The organism is Bacteroides cellulosilyticus, from assembly GCF_020091405.1.
GTDB lineage: Bacteria > Bacteroidota > Bacteroidia > Bacteroidales > Bacteroidaceae > Bacteroides.
Genome location: NZ_CP081903.1, coordinates 406,312 through 430,651 on the forward strand (window position 1 = coordinate 406,312; position 24,340 = coordinate 430,651).

At 44.3% G+C, this 24,340-nt stretch carries 15 protein-coding genes and 1 pseudogene; 3 read left to right on the forward strand and 13 right to left on the reverse strand.

Annotated elements, in window-relative coordinates:
- Nucleotides 1-75: 75 nt before the first annotated feature.
- Nucleotides 76-3,294 (reverse strand): carbamoyl-phosphate synthase (glutamine-hydrolyzing) large subunit, encoded by a 3,219-nt coding sequence (gene carB, locus K6V21_RS01390; protein ID WP_224320634.1) that lies wholly within the window; start codon nt 3,292-3,294, stop codon nt 76-78.
- Nucleotides 3,295-3,595: 301 nt separating this feature from the next.
- On the opposite strand from carB, the pseudogene K6V21_RS01395 reads away from it, so the two are divergent.
- From K6V21_RS01395 to trpS, 3 genes and pseudogenes are all read left to right on the forward strand, one after another.
- Nucleotides 3,596-3,730: pseudogene (locus K6V21_RS01395) on the forward strand (ATP-binding protein); the annotation flags it as partial.
- 270 nt (nt 3,731-4,000) lie between these two features.
- A complete protein-coding gene (locus K6V21_RS01400) occupies nt 4,001-4,633 on the forward strand; it encodes an HU family DNA-binding protein (RefSeq protein ID WP_224320635.1) in 633 nt (210 codons plus the stop codon).
- 210 nt (nt 4,634-4,843) lie between these two features.
- Nucleotides 4,844-5,938, forward strand: coding sequence for a tryptophan--tRNA ligase (gene trpS, locus K6V21_RS01405; RefSeq protein ID WP_044269539.1), 1,095 nt, complete (start codon nt 4,844-4,846; stop codon nt 5,936-5,938).
- A gap of 90 nt (nt 5,939-6,028) precedes the next feature.
- On the opposite strand, the gene K6V21_RS01410 is transcribed toward trpS, so the two are convergent.
- The 12 genes from K6V21_RS01410 to K6V21_RS01465 all read right to left on the reverse strand — a co-directional run bounded on the left by K6V21_RS01410 (nt 6,029) and on the right by K6V21_RS01465 (nt 24,336).
- The gene (locus tag K6V21_RS01410; RefSeq protein WP_007210422.1) at nt 6,029-7,219 is read right to left on the reverse strand and encodes an OmpA family protein; all 1,191 of its coding nucleotides are present in this window, start codon (nt 7,217-7,219) and stop codon (nt 6,029-6,031) included.
- Nucleotides 7,220-7,466: 247 nt separating this feature from the next.
- The gene (gene mutL, locus K6V21_RS01415; RefSeq protein WP_224320636.1) at nt 7,467-9,398 is read right to left on the reverse strand and encodes a DNA mismatch repair endonuclease MutL; all 1,932 of its coding nucleotides are present in this window, start codon (nt 9,396-9,398) and stop codon (nt 7,467-7,469) included.
- 96 nt (nt 9,399-9,494) lie between these two features.
- Nucleotides 9,495-9,785 carry a hypothetical protein gene (locus K6V21_RS01420; protein WP_007210305.1) on the reverse strand — a complete coding sequence of 97 codons (291 nt, stop codon included), beginning with the start codon at nt 9,783-9,785 and terminating at the stop codon, nt 9,495-9,497.
- Nucleotides 9,786-9,790: 5 nt separating this feature from the next.
- Nucleotides 9,791-11,452: an OstA-like protein gene (locus K6V21_RS01425; RefSeq protein WP_217716205.1), complete on the reverse strand. Its 1,662-nt coding sequence runs from the start codon at nt 11,450-11,452 to the stop codon at nt 9,791-9,793.
- Nucleotides 11,453-11,478: 26 nt separating this feature from the next.
- Nucleotides 11,479-12,843, reverse strand: a complete 1,365-nt coding sequence (locus tag K6V21_RS01430; protein WP_217716204.1) for a peptidylprolyl isomerase — start codon at nt 12,841-12,843, stop codon at nt 11,479-11,481.
- 14 nt (nt 12,844-12,857) lie between these two features.
- Nucleotides 12,858-13,700 (reverse strand): peptidylprolyl isomerase, encoded by an 843-nt coding sequence (locus K6V21_RS01435; RefSeq protein ID WP_217716203.1) that lies wholly within the window; start codon nt 13,698-13,700, stop codon nt 12,858-12,860.
- 57 nt (nt 13,701-13,757) lie between these two features.
- The gene (locus tag K6V21_RS01440; protein WP_217716202.1) at nt 13,758-15,299 is read right to left on the reverse strand and encodes a peptidylprolyl isomerase; all 1,542 of its coding nucleotides are present in this window, start codon (nt 15,297-15,299) and stop codon (nt 13,758-13,760) included.
- A gap of 155 nt (nt 15,300-15,454) precedes the next feature.
- Nucleotides 15,455-16,930, reverse strand: a complete 1,476-nt coding sequence (gene guaB / locus K6V21_RS01445) for an IMP dehydrogenase (protein WP_224320637.1) — start codon at nt 16,928-16,930, stop codon at nt 15,455-15,457.
- A 627-nt stretch (nt 16,931-17,557) separates the two neighbouring features.
- Nucleotides 17,558-19,780 (reverse strand): GH92 family glycosyl hydrolase, encoded by a 2,223-nt coding sequence (locus K6V21_RS01450; protein WP_408912638.1) that lies wholly within the window; start codon nt 19,778-19,780, stop codon nt 17,558-17,560.
- 5 nt (nt 19,781-19,785) lie between these two features.
- A complete protein-coding gene (locus K6V21_RS01455) occupies nt 19,786-21,588 on the reverse strand; it encodes a GxGYxYP domain-containing protein (RefSeq protein ID WP_224320639.1) in 1,803 nt (600 codons plus the stop codon).
- A 49-nt stretch (nt 21,589-21,637) separates the two neighbouring features.
- Nucleotides 21,638-22,384 carry a DUF3823 domain-containing protein gene (locus K6V21_RS01460; protein WP_217716198.1) on the reverse strand — a complete coding sequence of 249 codons (747 nt, stop codon included), beginning with the start codon at nt 22,382-22,384 and terminating at the stop codon, nt 21,638-21,640.
- Nucleotides 22,385-22,404: 20 nt separating this feature from the next.
- Nucleotides 22,405-24,336 (reverse strand): RagB/SusD family nutrient uptake outer membrane protein, encoded by a 1,932-nt coding sequence (locus K6V21_RS01465; RefSeq protein ID WP_224320640.1) that lies wholly within the window; start codon nt 24,334-24,336, stop codon nt 22,405-22,407.
- Nucleotides 24,337-24,340 lie beyond the last annotated feature (4 nt).

The window sequence follows — 24,340 nt, forward strand, 5'->3', positions numbered from 1 at the left end:
CCAGAAAAAAACTAAAGATAAAAAAAGGAGGACACTCTTTCTGATAGAGCATCCTCTTTTTTATTTCCTCTTCAGTTACTTATATTCCTGCCAATTCTTGATAGCAATATCCTCCAACTTCAGTTCGCAGAATGCTTCGATGAAAGCACTTGCCAGACGAGCATTCGTAATCAACGGAATGTTATGGTCGATAGCACCACGACGGATACGGTAACCGTTCGTCAATTCACGCTTCGTATGATTCTTCGGAATGTTGACAATCAAATCGAACTTGTGTTCGGCAATCATCTTCATCACGTTGTTCTCTGCATCAGGACGTTCATCGGGCCAGTAAACAGCTTCAGTGCCCACTCCATGAGCATTCAGGAAAGCGGCTGTACCTGCCGTTGCATAAATCTTATACCCTTTATTGAAGAGCATGCGGCTGGACTCCAGCAAATCTACTTTCGATTTCATGGCACCGGAAGAGAACATCACTCCCTTTTGAGGAATCTGGAAGCCGGTAGCAATCATGGCGCTCAGCAATGCTTCGGAGAAATCATCACCGATACAGCCTACTTCACCGGTAGAAGACATATCTACACCCAGTACCGGGTCTGCCTTGTGCAAGCGGGAGAAAGAGAACTGAGAAGCTTTCACACCAATCCAGTCGATATCGAACGCCGACTTGTCAGGACGAGTATAAGGAGCATCCAGCATGATGCGGGTAGCAGTTTCAATAAAGTTACGCTTCAGCACCTTAGACACGAACGGGAAACTACGTGAAGCACGAAGGTTACATTCGATTACCTTCACCTCATTGTTACGTGCCAGGAACTGAATATTGAACGGACCGGAGATATTGAGTTCCTTTGCAATCTGGCGGCTGATCTTCTTGATACGACGTGCCGTAGCAAAGTAAATCTTCTGTGCAGGGAACACCAATGTAGCGTCACCGGAGTGTACACCGGCAAATTCCACATGCTCGGAAATAGCATATTCCACTACTTCACCATTCTGAGCAACAGCATCAAATTCGATTTCTTTTGTATTCTGCAAGAACTGAGAAATTACCACCGGATATTCTTTAGATACTTCGGCAGCCATTTTCAGGAAGTTCTCCAATTCTTCTTCATCGTAGCATACGTTCATCGCAGCACCCGAAAGTACATAAGACGGACGAACCAGTACCGGATAACCCACTTTCTCTACGAAACCTTTCACATCTTCCAGACTGGTAAGCTCTTGCCAAGCCGGCTGGTCGATACCCAGTTGGTCGAGCATAGCAGAGAACTTATTACGGTTTTCAGCACGGTCGATAGAAAGAGGAGAAGTTCCCAGGATGGGCACTGACTGACGATGCAGTTTCATTGCCAGGTTATTCGGGATCTGTCCGCCTACAGATACGATTACACCGCGCGGCTGTTCCAGGTCTATAACATCGAGTACACGCTCAAAAGACAGCTCATCGAAGTAAAGACGATCGCACATATCATAGTCCGTAGATACGGTTTCAGGGTTATAGTTAATCATGATGGACTTGTAACCCAGCTTACGTGCAGTCTGCACAGCATTTACCGAACACCAGTCGAACTCTACGGAAGACCCGATACGGTAAGCACCGGAACCCAGTACAACCACTGACTTTTCATTCTTGTAATAGTTCACGTCATAACCCTCAACGGCATATGTCATGTACAGGTAATTAGTCAGTTCAGGATGCTCGGAAGCAATCGTATTGATGCGTTTTACAGCCGGCAGGATACCCAATTCTTTACGACGTGCACGCACCATCAGATTTTCTTTCTCCATATTGCCTTGTGGTTCGAGTACGAAACGCGCAATCTGGAAGTCAGAGAAGCCCAGCACTTTTGCCTGACGCAATACGTCGGCCGGAATATCTTCCACCTTATTATATTGGGAAAGTTTCAACTTATAGTCAACAATGTTCTTCAACTTGCCAAGGAACCAGGGATCAATCTTGGTCAGATCGAAGATGCGGTCTATCGTATAGCCATTCTCCAAGGCCTCAGCGATAGCGAACACGCGCAAGTCGGTAGGACGTGAGAGTTCACGATCCAGATCATCGAAATGCAGGTCGTTGCCTACAAATCCGTGCATACCCTGACCGATCATACGCAGACCTTTCTGGATGATTTCCTCGAAAGAACGTCCGATAGACATGATTTCACCTACAGACTTCATGCTGGAACCGATTTCACGGGATACACCTACGAACTTCGTCAAGTCCCAACGAGGAATCTTACAAATCAGATAATCCAGTTGCGGAGCTGCATACGCTGAATACGGAGTACCCATTTCGCCAATCTGATCGAGCGTATAGCCTAATGCAATCTTAGCGGCAACGAATGCCAACGGATAACCCGTAGCCTTAGAAGCCAAAGCAGAAGAACGCGACAGACGGGCATTCACCTCAATCACACGGTAGTCATTAGTTTCCGCATTAAATGCATACTGAATGTTACATTCGCCCACGATGCCCAGATGACGGATACACTTCGTAGAAAGATCTTGCAACATCTTCACCTGCTCGTCAGTCAGCGAACAAGTCGGAGCCACTACGATAGACTCTCCCGTATGGATACCCAGCGGGTCGAAGTTTTCCATGCTTGCCACCGTGAAGCAGTGGTCGTTGGCATCGCGGATTACCTCGAATTCAATTTCTTTCCAACCTTTCAGAGACTCTTCTACAAGAATTTGTTTAGAGAAAGCGAAAGAGCTTTCGGCCAACTTCAGGAACTCTTCTTTATCCTGGCAGATACCGCTACCCAAACCGCCCAGTGCATAAGCGGAACGAACCATAACCGGAAAACCGATGCGTTCAGCAGCAGTGATTGCATCTTCCATACTTTCTACAGCCTGGCTGACGGGAGTTTTCATATCGATCTCGTCCAGCTTCTTCACGAAGAGGTCACGGTCTTCCGTATACATGATAGCTTCCACCGAAGTTCCTAATACGCGCACACCGTACTTAGCCAACACACCGCTTGTGTACAACTCGGCACCGCAGTTCAGAGCCGTCTGACCACCGAAAGCCAACAGAATACCATCAGGACGTTCTTTCTTGATGATTTCTTCTACGAAATAAGTGGTTACAGGCAAGAAATAAACCTGATCTGCAATACCTTCCGATGTTTGGATAGTAGCAATATTCGGGTTCACCAACACTGAACTGATACCTTCTTCACGCAGAGCCTTCAATGCCTGCGAACCGGAATAGTCGAACTCCCCGGCCTGACCGATCTTGAGTGCACCTGAGCCCAAGACCAACACTTTCTTCAAATTCTTTTCCATATATTCTCTTGTTGTCTATTAAGTTTCTTCCTATACATTCGGGCACAAAAAAAATGCGTTACCCAACAAAGGATTAACGCATTACCAAAGAACTAACAATATCTTCTCAGAGAAAGAGAAATCATCGACTAACGAATGAAATTCATTCGAATGCAGATTATATGTATCTCTTTTCCCGTGTTGTTGCATCGTTGCTTTAAAATTTGTGCAAAGTAACGACTTATTTCGATAATAAACAAATTATCGTCCACAATATTCTTACAAGTATTGCAACCACACGAGAAAACAGGACCGGCATGAGATACGCAAAGTCGATGATTCGTTCAAAAAGATCATTATCATCGGAGAAGAAAGTCCCGTCACAAGGGATGAAGCAGGTATTACGACTATAAGCATATATGATTTCTTATTGAAGGACAATTCGTTGGAGCTATAAAAAACAAAGAACGATTCTCCCAATAAAAACTTGCTTTCCCAGTTGCAGATAGTTATCTTTGTGCCTGCCAAGACTCAGAGCAAGACTTTCATTCTTAAAAACGAAAGCCTTATTCTTAAAAACGAAGATTTCACTCTTAAAAATGAAGACTTCGTTTCAAGTCTTTCCTGCCATAAAAGGAAGTTTGCATTGTAAGACAAACACCTTTCCACCGCAGGAAGGCAACTAAGCAACCGGATTAATCATCAAACAAGAAAGGAGAGCCCAACAATGCCCCACTACATAATGAAAGAAATGCCCGATATGCAAGACACAGGCGAACAGACCACCTACCCGCAAATGGTGATGACAGGACAGACCAGTACACGAGAACTAGCCGAATACATCGCCATGAAATGCGCCTTCTCCAAAGGAGTGACTGAGGGAGTAATCTGCGAACTGGGCGAAGCACTTGCCCACGAAATGGGCATGGGACGCTCCGTAAAAATAGAAGGTCTGGGTATATTTACCCCGGCACTGGCCCTGCGCCCGGACAAGGAACGGGAAGGCATGGGAGAAAATGCAACGAAACGAAACGCACAAAGCATTCGTGTGGGTGGAGTGAACTTCCGCGTAGACAAAGACCTGATAAGAGAAACCAACGGTTGGTGCGACCTTAAACGCGCTCCCTGGAAGCCCGTACGCTCCTCGCGGAAATATACCGCCGAACAACGCCTGGCACTGGCGAAAGCTTATCTGGAAGAACATCCTTACCTCACCGTATCGGACTACCGCCAACTGACGGGATTGCTACAAACCGCTGCCACCACCGAACTGCGCAAATGGGCGCATACATCGGGCACTGGCATCGAGACCAGCGGAAGAGGCAATCATAAAGTGTATGTGAAAAGTGAAGGAAATTGATCAGACTTTCAATTATTATATCTACTTTTGTAAACTTTTTCAATATTGCAGGATATAACTATAAGGAGGTTCTCCATTAAAGAAGACTATCAGGCTATGGATGCCTTTAACCGAAAAATGACGGAAGTACATCGTGACTACGTTGCAAAAGAAAAAAATCCAGCATCTCTGCGAAAAAATTAGTATTAACAGACTAAAGAGAAACGATATATGACCAAAGAGAAAATCATCCTCACGGGCGACCGCCCTACAGGACGCCTGCACATAGGACATTATGTAGGCTCATTAAGAAGAAGAGTAGAGTTGCAGAACTCCGGTTTGTATGACAAGATATTTGTTTTCATAGCCGATGCACAAGCATTGACGGACAATGTGGACAACCCGGAAAAGGTACGTCAGAATGTTATCGAAGTGGCGCTTGACTATCTGGCATGCGGGCTGGACCCGGCAAAAAGCACCATCTTCATTCAATCTCAGATTGCCGAACTGTGCGAATTGAGTTTTTACTTCATGAATATGGTGACCGTAAGCCGCCTGCAACGTAATCCTACAGTAAAGGCAGAAATTCAGTTGCGCAACTTCGACGCCAGCATCCCGGTAGGTTTCTTCACCTACCCCATCAGCCAGACTGCGGACATTGCCGCTTTCAAGGCAACAACTGTCCCTGTGGGCGAAGACCAGGAACCAATGCTGGAACAGGCACGCGAAATCGTTCGTCGCTTCAACTATATTTATGGTGAAACACTGGTTGAACCGGAAATCCTTCTGCCCGACAACGCCGCCTGCCTGCGCCTGCCCGGAACAGATGGAAAAGCCAAGATGAGTAAGAGCCTGGGAAACTGCATCTACCTCTCCGACTCTGCCGACGAAGTACAGAAAAAAGTGAAAGGTATGTATACCGATCCCGACCACTTGCGTGTACAAGACCCGGGTAAAGTAGAAGGCAATCCTGTATTTACTTATCTGGACGCTTTCTGCCGTCCCGAACACTTCGGTCTTTACCTGCCCGAATATCCGAACCTCGATGAACTGAAAGCACATTATCAGCGTGGCGGTCTGGGCGATATGAAGGTGAAAGGATTCCTTAACTCCATCATGCAGGAGACGCTGGAACCGATCCGCAATCGTCGCAAAGAATTTGAAAAAGACATTCCTGCCATCTATGACATGCTGAAGAAAGGTTGTGACGCTGCACGCGAAGTTGCCGCCGCTACATTGGATGATGTACGCAAAGCGATGAAGATTAACTACTTCGACGATGCGGAACTGATAGCAGAACAAGTGAAGAAATTCAGCGGAGAATAAAAACAATATCCCCTGTAACGAGTAACGCCCTGACCTCCCGTAGAATCTACGAGAGAACAGGGCGTTCCCTTTTTAATGAAAAGACTATATTTAGTTAGCAGATTTCACTAATACCACACGGTTCAGAATCGGTTGACCAAACTTGTCTACACCACCACCGGCTTCCACATTCAAGCGGTCGGCAGCAATACCGTAATTCTTAACCAATGCATTCTTAACAGCCTGTGCACGTTTCAAGCTCAACTCCTTGTTGAATGCCGGAGTACCGGTTGCAGAGTCAGCATAACCGTTTACGGTGTACGTTGCATTCGGGAACTGTTTCATTTGTTCTGCCAGATAAGACAGGTTCATGATTTCACGCGGAGACAATTCAGCGGAACCAATCTGGAAGAATACAGTACGCGGTGCGATATCCGGATCCGGAACAATCACCTGAGTTTCTGTCACTTCAGCCACCGGCTGGTTTTCAGCCTGTACCAATGCATTCTTCAATTCTGCATTCTGTGCACCCATCATAGCCAACTTATCCTGCATGGCGGCCAGTTCGATCTGAGAGATCAACTGCGGCATCGGACGACGGAAACCACGAGCCGGGAAACGATAAGTCAAACCAACCGTAGCGCTCAATACGCCATCATATCCGTGATCACCACCTACTTCACCATCAAATTTATCTTCAGCAGCCATTGCACTCAATTCCAGGTTAATATCTACCGCATTCGAAATACGGAATTTATTGATAATACCTGCATTCACAGACAAAGCTTCGCGATGAGGTTTGGAGTAATTGTGAGTGAAACCGGCACCTACATAAGGAATAATCTCATAAACACGATGCTGATTATAACCTCCGAAAAGAGCATTCAGATTGAACATCACGTCACCGTGCAAGTTCATATAGTCAAAACGTTGTTTATAGTAACCGTCTTTCAGCTCGGCACCTTTCACGTAGTCGGCACCTTTATCATAAGTAAAGCCTCTTGCCTGTAAGCCGCTATATTGCAGACGCAATCCCAAACCGGGAGTAAACCATTTACCAACAGAGATATTCAATGTAGGACTGATACGCTTACCAAAACTTCCTGCACTATCATTATCACCAAAAGTTGCTTCAGCACCGCCGCCGATAGAGAAGAACCAATTGCTCCAGAAAGGATTGGTGATTACCTGATATTTATCCTGTACCTGGATAATTTCGTATTCGACTACTTCAGTCTTCTGTTGTGCCATAGCAGCAGAAGACAAACCGGCCAAAGCCAGTAACATTAGAATCTTTTTCATATACCTTAAATAGTTAAGTGGTTAATTTAAATTCATTATTGTAACTGTTTAAATAACACCATCCGAACTAAAAGGTTTTACGAAGAGAGTTTTTTTTGTTCCGACCGCGCCACAAGCCGGGCAGGAAGGCTTCTATACAGATAAATAAATGATAATTCGCCCCTACAAGTGCCTTAATAAGTCTTGTAGGGGCGAATATCATTCACACGTATGTGCGAAATTGTTTTAACAAATAGATTATACTACTTTAACGAGCAAATAGTTTTTCAATATCTTCTTCTTTAATCGTTGACAATACGGTACGCCCATCCGGTGTATAATTCGGAGTAGGACAAGCAAACAAATTATCTACCAGATTAGCCATTTCTTCATTACTCAACACCTGACCGTAAACAATGGCAGCAGCCTTTGCCAGTGTCAGAGCCAACATTGTTTGTACTTCTTCCTTCACGTCATTTCCCTTTTCCATAGCCGTATGCACCATATTGCGCACCAGCTCCACCGGATTTAACCCTTCAATGCCGGACGGAATACCATTAATCGCATAGCTTCCTCCTCCCAGTGGTGTCAGTTCAAACCCAACTGCCGAGAAGTCTTCCATGATACTTTCCAATACCGCAGCTTCCGAAGCAGGCAATTGCACGATTTCAGGGAACAAAACTCCCTGAGAAACCCCTTGTTTCTGGCGTATTTGATTCATATAGCGTTCAAACAGCACTCGGATATGTGCCCGGTGCTGGTCTATCAGCATCAAACCGGATTTTACCGAAGTCAGGATAAAGCGCCCTTTGAATTGAAAATGCTGCGCACCTTTCTCCACTGCCGGTTCGTTGGTATACAACGATGCAGATGGAGAGGATACAGTTTCCGTCTCCTGAACATACGGAGTACGTTCTTCGCCCATATCTACCGATGCAGGTGCGGAAGTCCAGTCCGTTTCGTCTACAAAAGGTTCTTCTTCCATAGGCGTATTCATCTTGCTGGCTTTCTCCAGACCATCATACAGTCCCTCCCAATCCACTTTCGGTCGGGAATAACTGCCACCACCACTATAAGAGGAAGCGGAAGAAGTCTTGAACGGGTTGAAGTCCGAATTATAATGCACCTTCGGAGGCTCTATCGGACGAGTCTGATCGAATGCGGGAATATCCGGCATACCTTCCGTATCGAAATCAATGGACGGCACAGCATTGAATTTACCCAATGACTCTTTTACCGCTGCGGAAACGATCTGCCAAATTGCCTGCTCGTTTTCAAACTTAATCTCGGTCTTGGTAGGATGTATATTCACATCAATGTTGGCCGGGTCCACATCAAAGTAAATGAAATAAGAAATCTGTTCGCCTGCCGGAATCAATTGTTCATAAGCATCCATCACCGCTTTATGGAAATACGGATGACGCATATAACGCCCGTTCACAAAGAAATACTGATGAGCTCCTTTCTTACGCGCCGTCTCCGGTTTGGCAACAAAGCCGGAGACCTTCACCATAGTAGTATCCACATCTACCGACAGCAGATGCTGGTTCAGCTTCTTGCCAAATACGGCAAGAATGCGTTGGCGAAGCGGCATCGCAGGCAGGTTGAATAATTCGGTATCATTACTATATAAGTAGAAAGCCACTTCGGGATGTACCAGAGCTATGCGTTCAAATTCAGTAAGGATATTACTCAATTCCGTCGAGTTCGCTTTCAGGAACTTGCGGCGGGCAGGTATATTAAAGAATAAGTTCTTAATGGAAAAGTTACTTCCTTTAGGACACGAAACGGCTTCCTGACTCTCTACTTTAGAGCCGGCTATCACAATCCGTGTACCCAGTTCCTCATTTGCAGTACGGGTTTTGAGTTCTACTTCCGCCACCGCAGCAACAGAGGCCAACGCCTCTCCACGGAATCCCATCGTACGCAAGGCAAATAAATCGGCAGCCTGCCTTATCTTAGACGTGGCATGGCGTTCGAAAGCAAGGCGCGCATCCGTTTCGGACATACCTTTGCCATCGTCAATCACCTGTATGCAGGTTTTCCCTGCATCTGTCACCAATACGTGTATTTCTTGTGCTTCGGCATCAATCGCATTCTCTACCAATTCCTTAATGACGGATGCCGGACGCTGAATCACCTCTCCGGCAGCAATCTGATTGGCAACCGAATCGGGCAGCAGATGAATTATGTCGCTCATGATAATTACAAATTATGAATTATGAATTACAAATAACGAATAACAACAGGTCCATGATGCTACATTGTAATTCGTAATTTGTAATTCGTAATTAAATTAAATGATTCCGGTGCTTATGGCATACCACAAGTATATCAGCAAAGCAATAATCACCAGTATCACCCCCAGGTGTACCGGTTTACGCCCGCTTTCCTTACGTCGTTTCAAGTGGGTAGTGCCTTCTACGAACTTTCCCCGGATATCTTCCGGTGAAAATTCCTTCTCAGGCAACATTCCCAATTCACGTTTGGCGCTTTCTTCCATCTTCGCCAACTTCTCTTTCCGCTCATCCACATATATATATGGATGATTAAAGCCGCGAGGCTTTCTCATTGTGAACATTCCCATAGCGCTTATTTATTTCTTTTTATATTCATATTCCTTGGTGAAACGATAGGCTTACGATCTGATTTCTGCAATTGTTCGCCAGCCCTTTTACCTCTCCACTCAAATATATCTTCCTTATTCCTCGGTCGGATATAGTCGAACCAGACAAAAGACGGCAGCTTATATTTGTCAGCCGGAATCTGATCCATCGGATAGAGCGTACCATTCGCTTTCCCTATAAAGGCTCCTTGCTCCATACGCCTTTCTTTGAGCAACATACGCAGGAAACTGCCCTCAGAATAGTTCAATCCTATCATGGTACTGTCTTTATCATCTATCGGATAGAAGACAACCAGCACATTACCGTTCACATCCACCTGACGCATATCTCCGCCGACAAAAAAGCCTTTCATCTCTTTGCCCGTCACCTGGTTGTAGTGAACAGAGTCTTTCTGCTCCACAGCTAAAGCCTGATTGATGATATGCGCCCAGTCTATGGTACTGTCATTCATATAGACTTTAATTTCCTCACCCAACAGTTGCTGTGAGCCATGCCACAAGATAGGATCAGTATACATAGTCATGCAAGAGTCTTTAGAATTATACACCAAAGAATCGCATACAGCCTGAACATCCGTACGATAAGCACGTACTTTATGATACACCCTCATCTCACGGAACATGGAGTCCGTATTTATATGATAGGTAATCAACCGCAGTGTATCACCATGCATAAACAAACTGTCACCTTGCGAATAATCAATGGCAACTGCACGTTGAGTGGCAAGTGCACTTCCCGTGATCTCATTATAGAAACAATAGTTACCCGTGAGCATATTCCTGTTAATGGTATCATTCATCTGCACATTGTCAAATGCTTCGCCATATCCCAAAACACGATCATAGAAAATACTGTCACCAGTCAGTTTCTTGCCTTCGTTGGTCAGCACGGAACGATCCAGCAGTTCAGCCTGCTCTGTAGTGGTGTTATAAATACCTCGTTCGGAATAGATGTGGTTCTTATCACTCACAATATCCGAAGGGCCCAGAATCGTAGCAATCTTCGTATCGGTGCTATATTTCAGGGTATCCGAAGTCAATACGAATTTCGGATTAACCAGCTTCACATCATGGTTGAATACGGATATTTTCGTGGCCGGACTATATTCTCCCCACTCGGAAGTCAGCACGTTCTCTTCATCAGTCAGTGTACCGCCATCGAAGTAATAACCCAGATTATACAAACGGTCGTAGTTTAAACTATCCGTTGTCAATACCGTATTCCGGTTAATCATGCGGACATTCTCACGAAGCATTGCCAACTGCGACATACCGTCATAATACAGATAATCTCCATAAATAAAGAGCGTATCCCCCTGTTCCATACGGACGTTACCGAAAGCTTCCACCGAATTTGTCTTCTCGTAAATCAACGCACTGTCACAGTACATATACATACTGTCATGGCGCAGCTTTACCGACCGGATCAGAATCTGAACATCCGGAAGCAGGATTTTATCCGCCTGCGCCTCCTCAGCGTGAAGCAAATCAACCCGGGTTTTCTTCTTTTCCGGCTGTTTTTGCTTATCCTGGGCACTCAGCAAACAGATGCCAAACAGGCATAGAAGGCCCGTGAGAAGGAATCTATGCCTGTTCAGAAAATTATTTCTTGTATTTTTCTTCTGCATACAAAAAGTTAGTGTATCACCCGGGATCAGTCTTTAATCCAACCCGGATACTTAAATGTACAGTTCTTCCAATTTTCGTTGATACGCACGTACGTATGCTTTTGTTTTTCGCGAATCCATTTATCCAGCATCTCGTCACGACGTTTCTCCAATACAATTTCCTTCAGGTTCTGATAGTCTTCCGAAATAGTTGCTTTGTGTCCGTTGATGCGGCTTTTCAGTTTCACGATTACACATTCTTCTTTACCGGTCTTCTGCGGAATCATAGTGAATGCCTCGGAGATTTCTCCTACTTTCATCTTATCCACCACTTTAGCAATCTCGGGCGGAAGTTCCTGCATCTCAAACTTTGATGTATTGGTTTGAGGGTTAGGTAACAGACCGTGATTGTTACGTGTATCCTTATCCTGTGAAAGTACGGAAGCTGCTTCTTCAAAAGTAAACTTACCGTTACGGATATCATCGGCAATAGAGTCCAAACGGGCAGTACCTGCCATCAACGCTTCTTCCGGTACGTGGGGCTTCAACAAGATATGGCGTACTTTGATACGGTCACCACGTTTTTCCATCAACTGGATAATGTGGAAGCCATATTCAGACTCTACAATCTTGGAAACCTTATTGGGGTCTTGCAGGTTGAAAGCCACATTAGCAAATGCAGGATCCAGATAACCGCGTCCCGTAAATGGCATTTCACCACCATTGATAGCCGTACCACGGTCGTCGGAGTACAAACGTGCCAACATAGAGAAGCTTTCTCCCTTATTCACACGATCCGTATATTCGCGCAGACGACTTTTTACATCTTCAATTTCCTCCAAAGGAATTTTCGGTTGCTGTGTGATGATCTGCACCTCTACCTGAGTAGGGATATAAGGAATACTGTCCTGCGGCAAATCCTTGAAGTGACGGCGCACCTCTGCCGGAGTGATTTTAATCTCTCCTACCAGTTTCTGCTGCATTCTCTGCACTTTCAATCCTTCACGGGCATTGTCGCGCAAAGCTTCGCGAATCTGACTGGATGTCTTATTGAAGTATTCCTCCATCTTTTCACGCGAACCGATATTGGCGATATACATATTCGTCATCTGGTCCACACGTTGGATTACCTCACTTTCAGAAACTTCGATACTATCGAGAGCAGCCTGATGCAAAAACAGCTTTTGTACTGCTATTTCTTCAGGAATCACACAGTAGGGATCACCGTCAAATTTACGCCCTTCGTACAGAGCACTCATCCGAGCTTCTTCTACTTCAGACTTCAATATAGCCTCGTCGCCCACTACCCAAACTACTTCGTCAATCACGTTGTCTTGTCCATAAACGGCAGAACCGGTCATCAGCGCCAAGGCACATAAAACTACAAACTTAAAGTTCATAAAATTTTTCATTCTGTGTATCTAAACTAATTATATTTAATCTCATTCTTCTTCACTGCCTGCTGATACAAGTCATCTTTCACTTTTCTCATAAACTCCACTTGCTTCAGGTTCAGCATCATATCTTTCACTTTAGGACGAGCAAACTCATAAGGTTCCTGCTCGCCCACCGAACGAAAATCGCTCACATTCAGGAAATAATAAAACGCCGTATCTTTCAATTCGATATGACGGTTCTTATTCACATAATCTTCTACTTCGGGTACTTTCAACGGTATCAGATCAAGCACATCTGCCATCGGTACCCATTTATCATAAAAGTACTCGTACTTCACGGCATTCTGCAAGCTATACTTTTCCAGATGTTCTACTGCATCTTGCGTAGCTGCTTTATACCAACGACGTACATTGTTTAGTTGTGGTGCGGTGAGGGGGACTTTGATGAACAACCCCTGCATCAGCGGCCGTTCCAACCTGAAAAGCTCTTTATTCTTTTCATAATAGTCCGCCAACTCTCCCTCTGAAATTTCATTCGAGAGTCTTTGGTGAATCAATGCCTGCTGATAGGTGTGCATAATCAGCGCCTTGCGATAATTCTCCACAAGTTTCTCAATCTCCCCGTTATCGGGAATATTACTCTGCGCTTTCTCATATAATAAGACATCTTCCACCCAATTGCGGATGTAATGTTCTGCGAACAGTAAACTATCATCTTTCGACAATCTCGCCGGAAGCGCAGATTGCAGGTCTTCCCGGTAAAGGAAATTGCCGTCCAATTCCACCAGTGGTGTCTTCCCTTTATGGTCGTGTTGCTCGCTACAGGCCACACACAAAAGGATGGAGAGGAGTCCCAGGAAAAATATTCGCATTACCGATTGATATTTACTTTATTTCAAGGTACGAAGATAACGGTTTAATCGGTTGCATCAGTGCTTATTAACGGTTTTTAAAACCTCTTGGTTTATTTCAACCTTAGCGGTGCTCCGTAATTGTGCAATCCAACGCTCCTCCAAATAGTTCTGATAATCGCCTACAAGCAGTCCACGCACCTCTTGATAAGTCTTCGGGCCCTTCACCTTTTCACCCAGAAAAGTGGTAAAAGGAAATGACGTCATAGGTTCAGTTTTCCCCTTTTTGAAGATTTCTTCATCTACATAAGCATTATCTCCGGGAGCAAATAAGCCTTGTTCTGCCTGCACTTGCCGCATCTTTGCATTAAACGTCAGCCGGATGGCATCCTGCCACTCCTCTTCCGGCAGAGATTTCAGGAATTTACGGGCTTGCTTTCCAAGCTTTTTCGTTGTAGTATGTAACACAATTCCTTTATAACGGGGGACTTTCCAATGATAATCCGAACGATGCTTTTCAAAATAGGCCGCCAGTCCGACCTCATCTGAAGGTACACGTTCCCAAATCTCCCGGTTACTGATTTCAAACAGTAACATTCCATTCCGATACTCTTGCATGAGCATACGGAATTCCGGATATTTATCTTCCAGACGACTATACTCATAATCCAGTACGGACTTCATGATAAATCCTTTCAGCTGGCGTTGCACACCCTGAGGGTGGGAAGCTGCAAAACCGGCAAACATCTTTCCTGTATATTCCCTGCCGTCAAGTGTAAACAGTCTCTTATCCGTCTGCCCTTTTGACAGCAGTTCATCCACTCCAGTCTTATCTGCCGTATATTGATATTCCTTTTTCAGTTTTTCCACTAGAGCCTCCGTCCCTCTGTCCATTCCGTAACGACGGCTCTGGCGACGCATGATTTCATCCTTCACTTTTTCAAAGGGCAGGATTTCTTTCCGTTCAATCGCCTTGACAATATGAATGCCTTGCGGTGTAAAAAAAGGTCGGGATATCTCTCCTTGTTTTAATGCAAATGCAACATCTTCAAACTCGACAGGCATCTGTAACCAACTTACCCAAAAAGATTTTTTTTCATCGGAGAAATTACGTACACACCCATCAAAGTCCGCCTGCCCATTCTGCAATGCGGCATAAAGAGAATCCATCCGAGCTTCCGCAGAACGCAGCACATGACTGGTTACTGTTTGGGGAAGAGATTTAAAGATATGACTTACCCGTATCTGTCCGGCACGATTGTTAGCTTTCATTTTATCATATACCTGACGGGCTGCAAGCTCTGATACAGACTCATCCGTCAAATAAGCTTTTGCCAACTGGCGACGGTATCCCTCCAGTTCTTCACGAAAAGCCCGGGTAGTATCCAATCCGGCAGCTTCGGCTGCAGCGACTTTCAGCTTAAAATTCACAAACAAATCAACATATTCACTCAATGTTTTCTGTTCGATACCAGCAAGGGCATTATTCTTATTATAGATATATTCGAACTCCGAACGGAGAATTTCTTTCCCGTTAATACGCATCAGCACCGGATCTTGCTGAGCAAAAACTGCCAATCCCAGGCAAAGGAGAATTATTGTCAATCCACTTCTTATCATAACTATTATCTTAGAAAAGAACAATGTAATAACGGGGAAACATCTTTTATATTGCCTCAACACCAAACAGATGATGCCTTTTCTTTAAACGAAAAATACCCGGAAAAGTATTTGTTACTCCCCGGGTATTTCTATATAAATTGCCTATATTTATTTTATTCGGGACGACTGTAATTCGGAGCCTCGCTTGTAATTGCCACATCGTGCGGGTGGCTTTCAAGTACGCCTGCATTAGTGATGCGGGTGAACTTGGCATCGTGCAACTGCTCTATGCTACCTGCACCGCAATACCCCATACCGGCACGCAAACCGCCAACCAACTGGAAGATCACTTCGTATAAAGTTCCCTTATAAGGTACACGGGCAGCGATACCTTCCGGCACCAATTTCTTAACGTCATTGGTACCACTCTGGAAATAACGGTCTTTTGAACCATTCTCCATTGCTTCCAGCGAGCCCATACCGCGATAAGATTTGAACTTACGTCCGTTGAAGATAATTGTATCACCGGGAGACTCTTCCGTTCCGGCAACCAGTGAACCGATCATTACGCTATATCCTCCGGCAGCCAAAGCTTTCACAACATCACCCGAGTAGCGCAAACCACCGTCAGCAATCAAAGGAACACCTGTGCCCTTCAACGCCTTAGCCACATCATATACAGCAGACAACTGAGGAACTCCCACACCTGCCACAACGCGAGTGGTACAGATAGAACCTGGTCCGATACCAACTTTCACTCCATCAGCACCGGCTTCCACCAATGCTTTAGCAGCTTCTCCGGTAGCAATGTTACCTACCACAATATCAATGTTCGGAAAGCATTTCTTAGCTTCCTTCAATTTTTCTATTACATAGATAGAATGTCCGTGAGCCGTGTCGATAACAATCGCATCAGCACCGGCATCCACCAAAGCCTGCATACGGTCGAGGGTATCAGCCGTTACACCTACACCGGCTGCTACACGCAAACGACCTTTCGAGTCCTTGCAAGCCATCGGTTTATCCTTAGCTTTCGTTATATCTTTATAAGTAATGAGGCCTACCAGCTTACCTTCCTTATCTACAACCGGCAACTTCTCAATTCTGTGTTCCTGCAAGATTTGAGAAACAGCTTCCATATCAGTGGTCGGATTAGTAGTGATAATATTTTCTTTTGTCATCACTTCGTCGATATGCTTATTCATATCTCTTACGAAACGAAGGTCACGGTTTGTTACAATTCCCACCAGATATCTCTCATCATCCACTACCGGTATACCACCAATTCTGTATTCCGCCATCAATGCCAATGCATCGCCTACAGTAGAACCTCTCTTAATGGTTACAGGATCATAAATCATACCGTTTTCGGCACGCTTCACGATGGCTACCTGACGTGCCTGTTCTTCGATAGACATATTCTTATGGATAACACCGATACCACCTTCACGTGCAATGGCAATTGCCATTTTCGCTTCGGTAACCGTATCCATAGCGGCCGTTACAAACGGAATTTTCAACTCAATGTTTTTAGAAAACTTTGTCGAGAGTTCGACAGTTTTAGGAAGCACTTCAGAGTAAGCGGGGATTAACAAAACGTCGTCATAAGTTAATCCATCCATTACAATCTTATCAGCAATAAATGACATAGGGCTATGCGTTTAAAATTTATTGCGTGCAAATATACGGTTTTTCTTGTTTAACCACACTATGTCTGCATAAAAAGCTTATAACAGTTCACTTTTTTTAAACCGTATAGCCTCAAAATCCCTTTATTTCCTTTCGGAAAAGAAAATGAATCAAACTTTTGATGCGGTTGTTCTGATTAGGAATAACTAACTTCAAGCTGTGCATCAATTAACTTCCTACAGTGCAATAATTATTTTTCTTTCATACAAGAAATTAATAAGATGTTTATAGCCATCCAATAAGCTGTCTATAGCCGACTTATTGGCTGTCTATAACCAACCGATAAGTTGCCTATAAACATCTTACTTATTTCTTGTATGAAAGAAAAATAATTATTGCACTGTACGAAGTTAATTTAGGCATCGCTTGAAGTTAGTAACGCTTAGGTGCGCAAACTAATCATGCGAATCAGAAGTTGAAACGGATTCATAACGATTTAGTAATGAGTTCTCACCACAGAGTAACACAGAGTCTCACGGAGTTCTATTCTTTTGATTTCAAATTGATTAAACTCTGTGATACCCTGTGTTACTCTGTGGTGAATTAATTCATAACCGAAAAGAAAGAAATTAATTCCGCCAACAAGTTTATTTATTATAGGAATACGGAGCGTCTTCAGGCTTTACTCCTCTTTCTTTATCAGGAACACAATCCATGATCAGTTTAAGTTCACCACCTTGCATTAGTTCTTCATGTTTCAGGAAATTATGGGAGAAATTCTTCCCATTCAGAGTTGCCGAACGAATATAGCAATTATCCTCTGAAGCGTTTTCTGCATGAATTACAAACTGTTTTCCTCCGGGCAAGGAAAGAGTTGCCTTATTGAACAACGGACTTCCCAGTACATATTCGGAAGCACCGGGGCATACGGGATAAAATCCCAATGCAGTGAATACGTACCACGCCGAGGTTTGACCGTTATCTTCATCTCCGCAATAACCTTGCGGACCGGAGTTATACAATTTGTTCAGCACATTGCGTGTATGGTATTGTGCTTTCCAAGGTTGACCTACATAATTATACAAGTAGATAGCATGTTGCACGGGTTGATTTCCATGGGCATACTGCCCCATATTGAGTGCCACCATCTCAGCTATTTCATGGATAACGAAACCATAAGTACCATAATTAAAGGTATTAGGAGCCGTAAACATGGAATCAAGTCGTTCTGCCATTTGTTCATGACCACCCAGAAGCGTAGACAAACCTTCCGGATCATGAAATACGCTCCAGGTCCAATGCCAGGAACAGCCTTCAGTGAAAGGTCCTCCCCACTCGGTGGCGTCAAAGTTGCCACGCCACTTACCATTGGCATCCCTTGCCCACATGAAACCTTTTTCGGGATAAAACAAATTGCGATAGTTCTGTGCCTTTTTATAATAGGCTTTCGCAATTTCCTGGTTTCCCGTAGCTTCTGCAAAACGTGCCAGACACCAGTCAGCATAAGCATATTCCAGAGTTTTGGCTGTGGCCTCGGGCACTTCAGGATAAGGCACATAGCCTAAACGGTTGTATTCCTCATATCCGTCGCGTCCTACCGACGCTATTTCTCCGCGTGCCTGCGTCTGATGTAACATGGCTTCCAAAGCTTTGTCTTTATCAAATGTCCGTATCCCTTTCATCCAGGCATCGGTAAGCAAAGAAATTGAATTGTTTCCGATCATACAGCCACGATGTCCGGGACTGGCCCACTCTGGCATAAATCCACTTTCATCGTATGCATTCACTATGGACTGCATGATTCGTCCGCTGACCTCGGGATATGCCAGAGTAAACAACGGATGTACCGCACGGAAAGTATCCCAGAATCCGTTATCAGTATACATATATCCGTCATGCAATTGTCCGTCGTAAGGACTGTAATAAACAGGGTTGTTGTCCGAATCAAATTCATAGAACTCACGTGGAAATAAAAGGGTACGGTATAAGCATGAATAGAATGTTTTCTGCTGCTCATGTGTCCCGCCTTCCACCTGAATACGTCCCAATTGGTCATTCCATATTTTTTTCGCTTCTGCTGAGACTTCTGCCAGTGAGCGCCCAGCCACTTCACGATTGAAATTCAGACGTGCCTGATCGTGACTAATAAAGGAGGAAGCTGTACGGACAGTCATTTTTTCGCCAGCTTCCAGTTGAAACTTAACGTACGCACAAGAATTTTCATCGGTACCGGACTCAACAACGGGTTTATCAAATTCGATAATAAAGTAATTAGCAAAGTTTTCGGGCACTCCACCATTATTATAATGAGTGATACCATAGATGCAGTTCTCTTCTTTGTCCCATACCACACTTCCACCGTGCTGATAAGCATCCACCACGATATACTGCCCTTGTTCCGAAGGATATGTAATCTCAAAAACAGCTCCGCGTGAAGTAGCGGACAATGCTGTACTGACTCCATTATCGAACTTTACCTGATAACAATCGGGAGCCGCTTTCTCATTTTCATGCAAAAAATGCATTCCACGTTTCTGATTATCCATAGTCAGTTCACCCCATACGGGCATAATGGCGAATGTTCCATAATCATTGATCCACGGACTGGGCTGGTGTGTCTGGCGAAAGCCTCTTATCAAGCTATCCTTATATGTGTACATCCAGCCACTTCCATTTTCTCCTGTCTGCGGACTCCAGAAATTCATCCCCCAGGGTACAGCCACTGCCGGATAAGTATTGCCATGTGAGAACTCGAAAGTCGACTCAGTTCCCATCAGTGGATTCACCAGAGATACTAAAGATACCTGAGACTTCTGTCCGCACGAAACGAGCAGAAGGCAAAGGTTGAAAAAGCAAATCAATTTCTTCATAAGCATTAATAGATTTTATTCAAATAGTCCAGAGTTTGTTCAGAACGTCGACTCATACGTAAACGCCAAACCAATTCCTGCATATTAACCGCCTCAAAACGGTCGTCCAATCGTTCGGCACACCGCTTGGCAGCCGAGGCTCCATAAGTATCGCCTTCAAAACGACTCCAGGCGTGCACACATACCACTGAAAAGCTTTCTTCCTGCGCTTCGTCTTTCAGCTTCGAAGCTATAAAGTCGGGAGAACCTTCACGTTCATGTATTCTGTCCCAGAGAGAATATTTCACCGTAATAACCGGAATATCATATCCTGCCTTATTAGTCACCCAGAAGACTTCTCCCTCACCTCCGGCATACGGAGAATATTGCAAAACAATGATACCTTCCAACTGGTCATTAGCGTCCACATAAACTTGATAGGCTTCTTTGGCCGCTTCCGACTTCACATCCATAGCCATTATTCCCAATAACTTGATCTGATATTGACGCATAGAAACCGCCAGGCGTTTTGCCGCCACTCTCAGATTGGTTTTCCGGTTATTATCCTGACTGTACGTATCTACATAATAATAGCCTCCGCCCAGCATTTCCATAAGCGAGCAATTCTGTTTCTGCAAGCCCATCAGATTGTTGAACTGTACAGGAGCCATCATCGCCAACGTAGCAACCGGCAATCCAAAAGTCATCTTCACATCTTCAGCCTCCGGAACATCATAATACCGGGAAGCAAAATCCTGCATCATCCACTGAATGTTATCACCATCGGAAAGGAAAAAAGAAACAAAGTTTTTCTTTTTCTTGAAATCAATAGACCGGGGATCGAAAATCCGAGGCAACACCTGTTCCCGACCTTTTTCATAAAGCAGGGACAGTAACGAATGATTATAGCTCCAATCACAGGGAATCATCGGATGTCCGCTTTTGGATACACGGGCTACAAATTGATCTTCACTCACTCCTTGCTCCCAGCCGTATACCGGAGCATTGGGTTCCAGCCAGGCAAGCACTTCTTCGAGTAATGAAATGTTTTGTCCGGCCTCAGCGTCTCCCAGTTCCTTGTTCAGGTTCAATACAAACAGATTGTTCTTGATGGCAAATTCGCGCAATTCTCCGGTTTGCACCGGCATTATGACCAGTGCCTTTTTACTGCATTTATTTCTGAATTCACGCCAGGCATCCACTGTAGTCTTTCGGGTGGCATCATATTTCATCTTATACCCCGCTTTCTCAAAATACTCCTTATCACGAATATCCACAATAATGGAATTGTACACATGAGAAGCGACAGATGCCACTACACCACTTTCCGGATTATTCTTCACATCGGTCAATACATATCCATCGAACATTCCTTTTAACTGGACTTTTACACCATCCACAGAGGAGTATTCATTGCATGCCAGTTCAAGACCATTCTGCATGCCTTGTTCATGTATCCCCATATCTTCCAAAGCCTGTCTGGAAAGTTTATAAGAAGTCTTTCCACCGTGGTCGCACAACCAGACCGCTATTTCGCTCTTGCCTTTTTCTACCGCACGGTTCGTCAGTCCCGCCAAGGACTGACACAAGAGATGGTATTGCAATCCGCGCATCTCATCTGTTTCGTCTACACTATTACGGCTATCCACAGGGATTACACCCACACAACTCCAGTACTTCTTCGGCTTAGCCTTCATTCCGGGCATGTGATATTTTCCCTCATCTGCCACAGATTCAGATATCCATGGACTTTCAGAGAAACGATAAGGAACACTGCCAATCGCTTTCAGCCCAGCAAAAAGCAACAGGAAACCAATAATAAACTTCATGATTCAACTAAAAAAAATACCTATTGAAAACTGTTATCCTACCTACTAACTATAACTGTATCTCAAAAACCGGAGAATAATTATACTTAGCCTGTATACCTTCACCCAGATCTTTGGGCAGTGCACCGATACGGAAGAAGTACTTCTGTCCGGCTTTCAACTTCTTACCTTCGTCAGAGTTCAAGTCCAATGTCAATGTAAAGACTTTATTCGCATTCCGGCTATTATTCTCAAAATTGATATCATCGCCTTCAATATTAGCCGTTACATGTGCCAGATTGAAAGAGTTGGACGGATTCTGATCCGATTGAGCAAACAGGGCCACCTTTTCGGCTTTACCTGTTCTGTGACCATACTGTAATTTAAAGGTGGCAACAATAGCATTATTCTCTTTCTTCACAACGGGCTCTTTGATACGGATATTCGGAATCACCCTGAAATCAAGCTTATTTTCTCCTTTGTCGAAACGATATCCTTTAATCGTATCCAGCTTCACAAAGTTGCCATTATTCATAATGACATCATAAGTACCGGAGAAAACAAGATTATTTCTGTATTCCCCATTCAGCATGAGCTTCCATTGCTGCACCTTGCGGATAGCATATCCATACTCTATAACCTGCACACAAGCTGCATCACCACTGGTACCAATTTCCTGCTGAATCAACTCTTCTGTTTCGGCATCAATTACCGCACCATATACTTGTGCATCCGGACCATCAAAATTATCCAGTTCGCAGCTTACCATGAAAACCGCTGCACTGATTCCGGCTATTATATATTTAATCTTTCTCATATTCTGTACTAATTTAAAAGTTAAGGATTCTGAATCATTTGGTTAATGGCATTGCGTGGTACATCTTCATAGTATTCGGAGATTGAATAGCTATTGGGACCATTCAGGCTTGCTCCCATAGTGGTTTTACGCACAAATATCAGGGAAGGATTCGTATCACGCAAATCAAGCATAGGCACCAGAATGTCATGAGAGAAATTATTCATCAACGTATGCAGCACTCTCCAACGACGCAAATCCCAGATACGGATGTTCTCAAAAGCGAGTTCTACAAAGCGTTCGTTTCTCACATTCTCTCTTGTTAATTCTATTTCATTGGTATGTGCGGCTCTCTTACGAATATCATTCAACGCTTTTGCTGCAATAGTCTTATCCCCCAACCCGCTTTCGCAGACTGCTTCTGCATAATTCAGCAACACTTCCGCATAGCGGAATACGATATAATCCAACGTCGTCTTATGATATTGTGCCGGCATGCTTTCACTGATCATCTTTCTCATGAGAAAACCAGACATGGAATGAGTTCCGTCTCCCGGCCAGAAACCGGACACCTGATGCTTTTCACCTCCTAAAGAATAGTAAGTCTTACCGTCTTTTCCGGTCACTGTAGTCGGAACACGATACAGTTCTGTTCCATCCGGTTGAATCACACCGCCTTGCATCACAATCTTAGTCCCTTTCCATTCGGTACCGGGAAGTATGATGGAAGCCCACAGACGAGCATCCTTCGCTTTTTTCTCATCTCCATAAGCGATGCCATTAAACAAATCATAAGGGGTATCCTTATTTACTTTGATATAATCAGTATAGCCAGTATCAAAACCTGCATTGGAATAATTGTCATTGACACGAGTCTTGACCTTTGCATCCGAACGGACACCCGGCAGGTCCGTATAATCTTCATAAGCATCTACCAAATTAAGAGCTGGAGACATTTTACCCTGTCCCTGTGTCTGGTAAGGCTCGATAAAGTAATTTAAACTACTGGCAAACTCAGATCCTTCTTTTACAATACCTTTAATAAAAATAGCCTCTCCGTCTGTTTGGTTCGGATTAACAAAGATACTACGATAGTTCTCCTCCGCTTCCTTCGGACTGGCAGGATTCGGTTTATACAGTTTATGGTTCGATTCTGTCATAATGGCCAGGGAAGCATCAATGCAATGTTGATAGAAATAGGCTGCATTTTCGGGTTTCATTCCGGCTAAACCTTTTGTCACAGCCTCTCCTTCCATCGGCGCCAGTTCTCCGAATTTGGCAATAGAAGCAGCATACAAAGCAGCACGAGATTTTAAAGCCAATGCCGCCCATCTAGTCGCCCGCCTGTCCGAACGCTCTTTGGGAAGTTGCGCAGCTGCAAGATCACATTGCTGCATTACATAATCCCATGTTTCATACTCTGTGCTGCGTGGAACCACCAAAGCTCCCGGATTGGCCGGATCATACTCCTGCAATTCCCTGATCAGCGGTACTCCACCAAATTTTTCTGCCAGGTAGAAATATACATAAGCAGTCATGAAAGCAGCCTCTCCTTCCAGTTCTTTCTTTTCACTGTCACAAATATCCAGTGTAGGGATGATGCTTTTCAGCAAATTGATATTACGAAGCGTTTCATAGCCATGATTAAAATAATCCGCACGAATAACGTATCCCGGTGATTGCTCACCCCACTGACTTTGTACAGCTTCCTCACAGATATTGGCATACCATAATAAACCGATATTCCCCGTCGGATTATTGAAACCTCCTTCTCCGCTGGTACCCGGCATAAACATGTAATCCTCAATAGGCAAATCGCGATAAATAGTTGCCATAAAAGCTTTTGCCCCATTAGGGTTATTAAACAGCTCATTGGGAGTGATCTTGTTATTAGGCTCAATGTCCAGCAAGTCCGTACATGCCGTAAACACAGCTGATAGACCGATAACCAAATAATATTTTATATTTTTCATATCT

Excerpts from the sequence above, each read along its gene's own strand:
- K6V21_RS01460 (WP_217716198.1), bottom strand. The coding sequence starts at position 22,384 with ATGAGAAAGATTAAATATATAATAGCCGGAATCAGTGCAGCGGTTTTC.
- K6V21_RS01425 (WP_217716205.1), bottom strand. The coding sequence starts at position 11,452 with ATGCAGAAGAAAAATACAAGAAATAATTTTCTGAACAGGCATAGATTC.
- carB (WP_224320634.1), bottom strand. The coding sequence starts at position 3,294 with ATGGAAAAGAATTTGAAGAAAGTGTTGGTCTTGGGCTCAGGTGCACTC.
- trpS (WP_044269539.1), top strand. The coding sequence starts at position 4,844 with ATGACCAAAGAGAAAATCATCCTCACGGGCGACCGCCCTACAGGACGC.
- K6V21_RS01430 (WP_217716204.1), bottom strand. The coding sequence starts at position 12,843 with ATGAAAAATTTTATGAACTTTAAGTTTGTAGTTTTATGTGCCTTGGCG.
- K6V21_RS01435 (WP_217716203.1), bottom strand. The coding sequence starts at position 13,700 with ATGCGAATATTTTTCCTGGGACTCCTCTCCATCCTTTTGTGTGTGGCC.
- K6V21_RS01410 (WP_007210422.1), bottom strand. The coding sequence starts at position 7,219 with ATGAAAAAGATTCTAATGTTACTGGCTTTGGCCGGTTTGTCTTCTGCT.
- K6V21_RS01450 (WP_408912638.1), bottom strand. The coding sequence starts at position 19,780 with ATGAAGAAATTGATTTGCTTTTTCAACCTTTGCCTTCTGCTCGTTTCG.
- K6V21_RS01465 (WP_224320640.1), bottom strand. The coding sequence starts at position 24,336 with ATGAAAAATATAAAATATTATTTGGTTATCGGTCTATCAGCTGTGTTT.
- K6V21_RS01400 (WP_224320635.1), top strand. The coding sequence starts at position 4,001 with ATGCCCCACTACATAATGAAAGAAATGCCCGATATGCAAGACACAGGC.
- guaB (WP_224320637.1), bottom strand. The coding sequence starts at position 16,930 with ATGTCATTTATTGCTGATAAGATTGTAATGGATGGATTAACTTATGAC.
- K6V21_RS01420 (WP_007210305.1), bottom strand. The coding sequence starts at position 9,785 with ATGGGAATGTTCACAATGAGAAAGCCTCGCGGCTTTAATCATCCATAT.
- K6V21_RS01440 (WP_217716202.1), bottom strand. The coding sequence starts at position 15,299 with ATGATAAGAAGTGGATTGACAATAATTCTCCTTTGCCTGGGATTGGCA.
- mutL (WP_224320636.1), bottom strand. The coding sequence starts at position 9,398 with ATGAGCGACATAATTCATCTGCTGCCCGATTCGGTTGCCAATCAGATT.
- K6V21_RS01455 (WP_224320639.1), bottom strand. The coding sequence starts at position 21,588 with ATGAAGTTTATTATTGGTTTCCTGTTGCTTTTTGCTGGGCTGAAAGCG.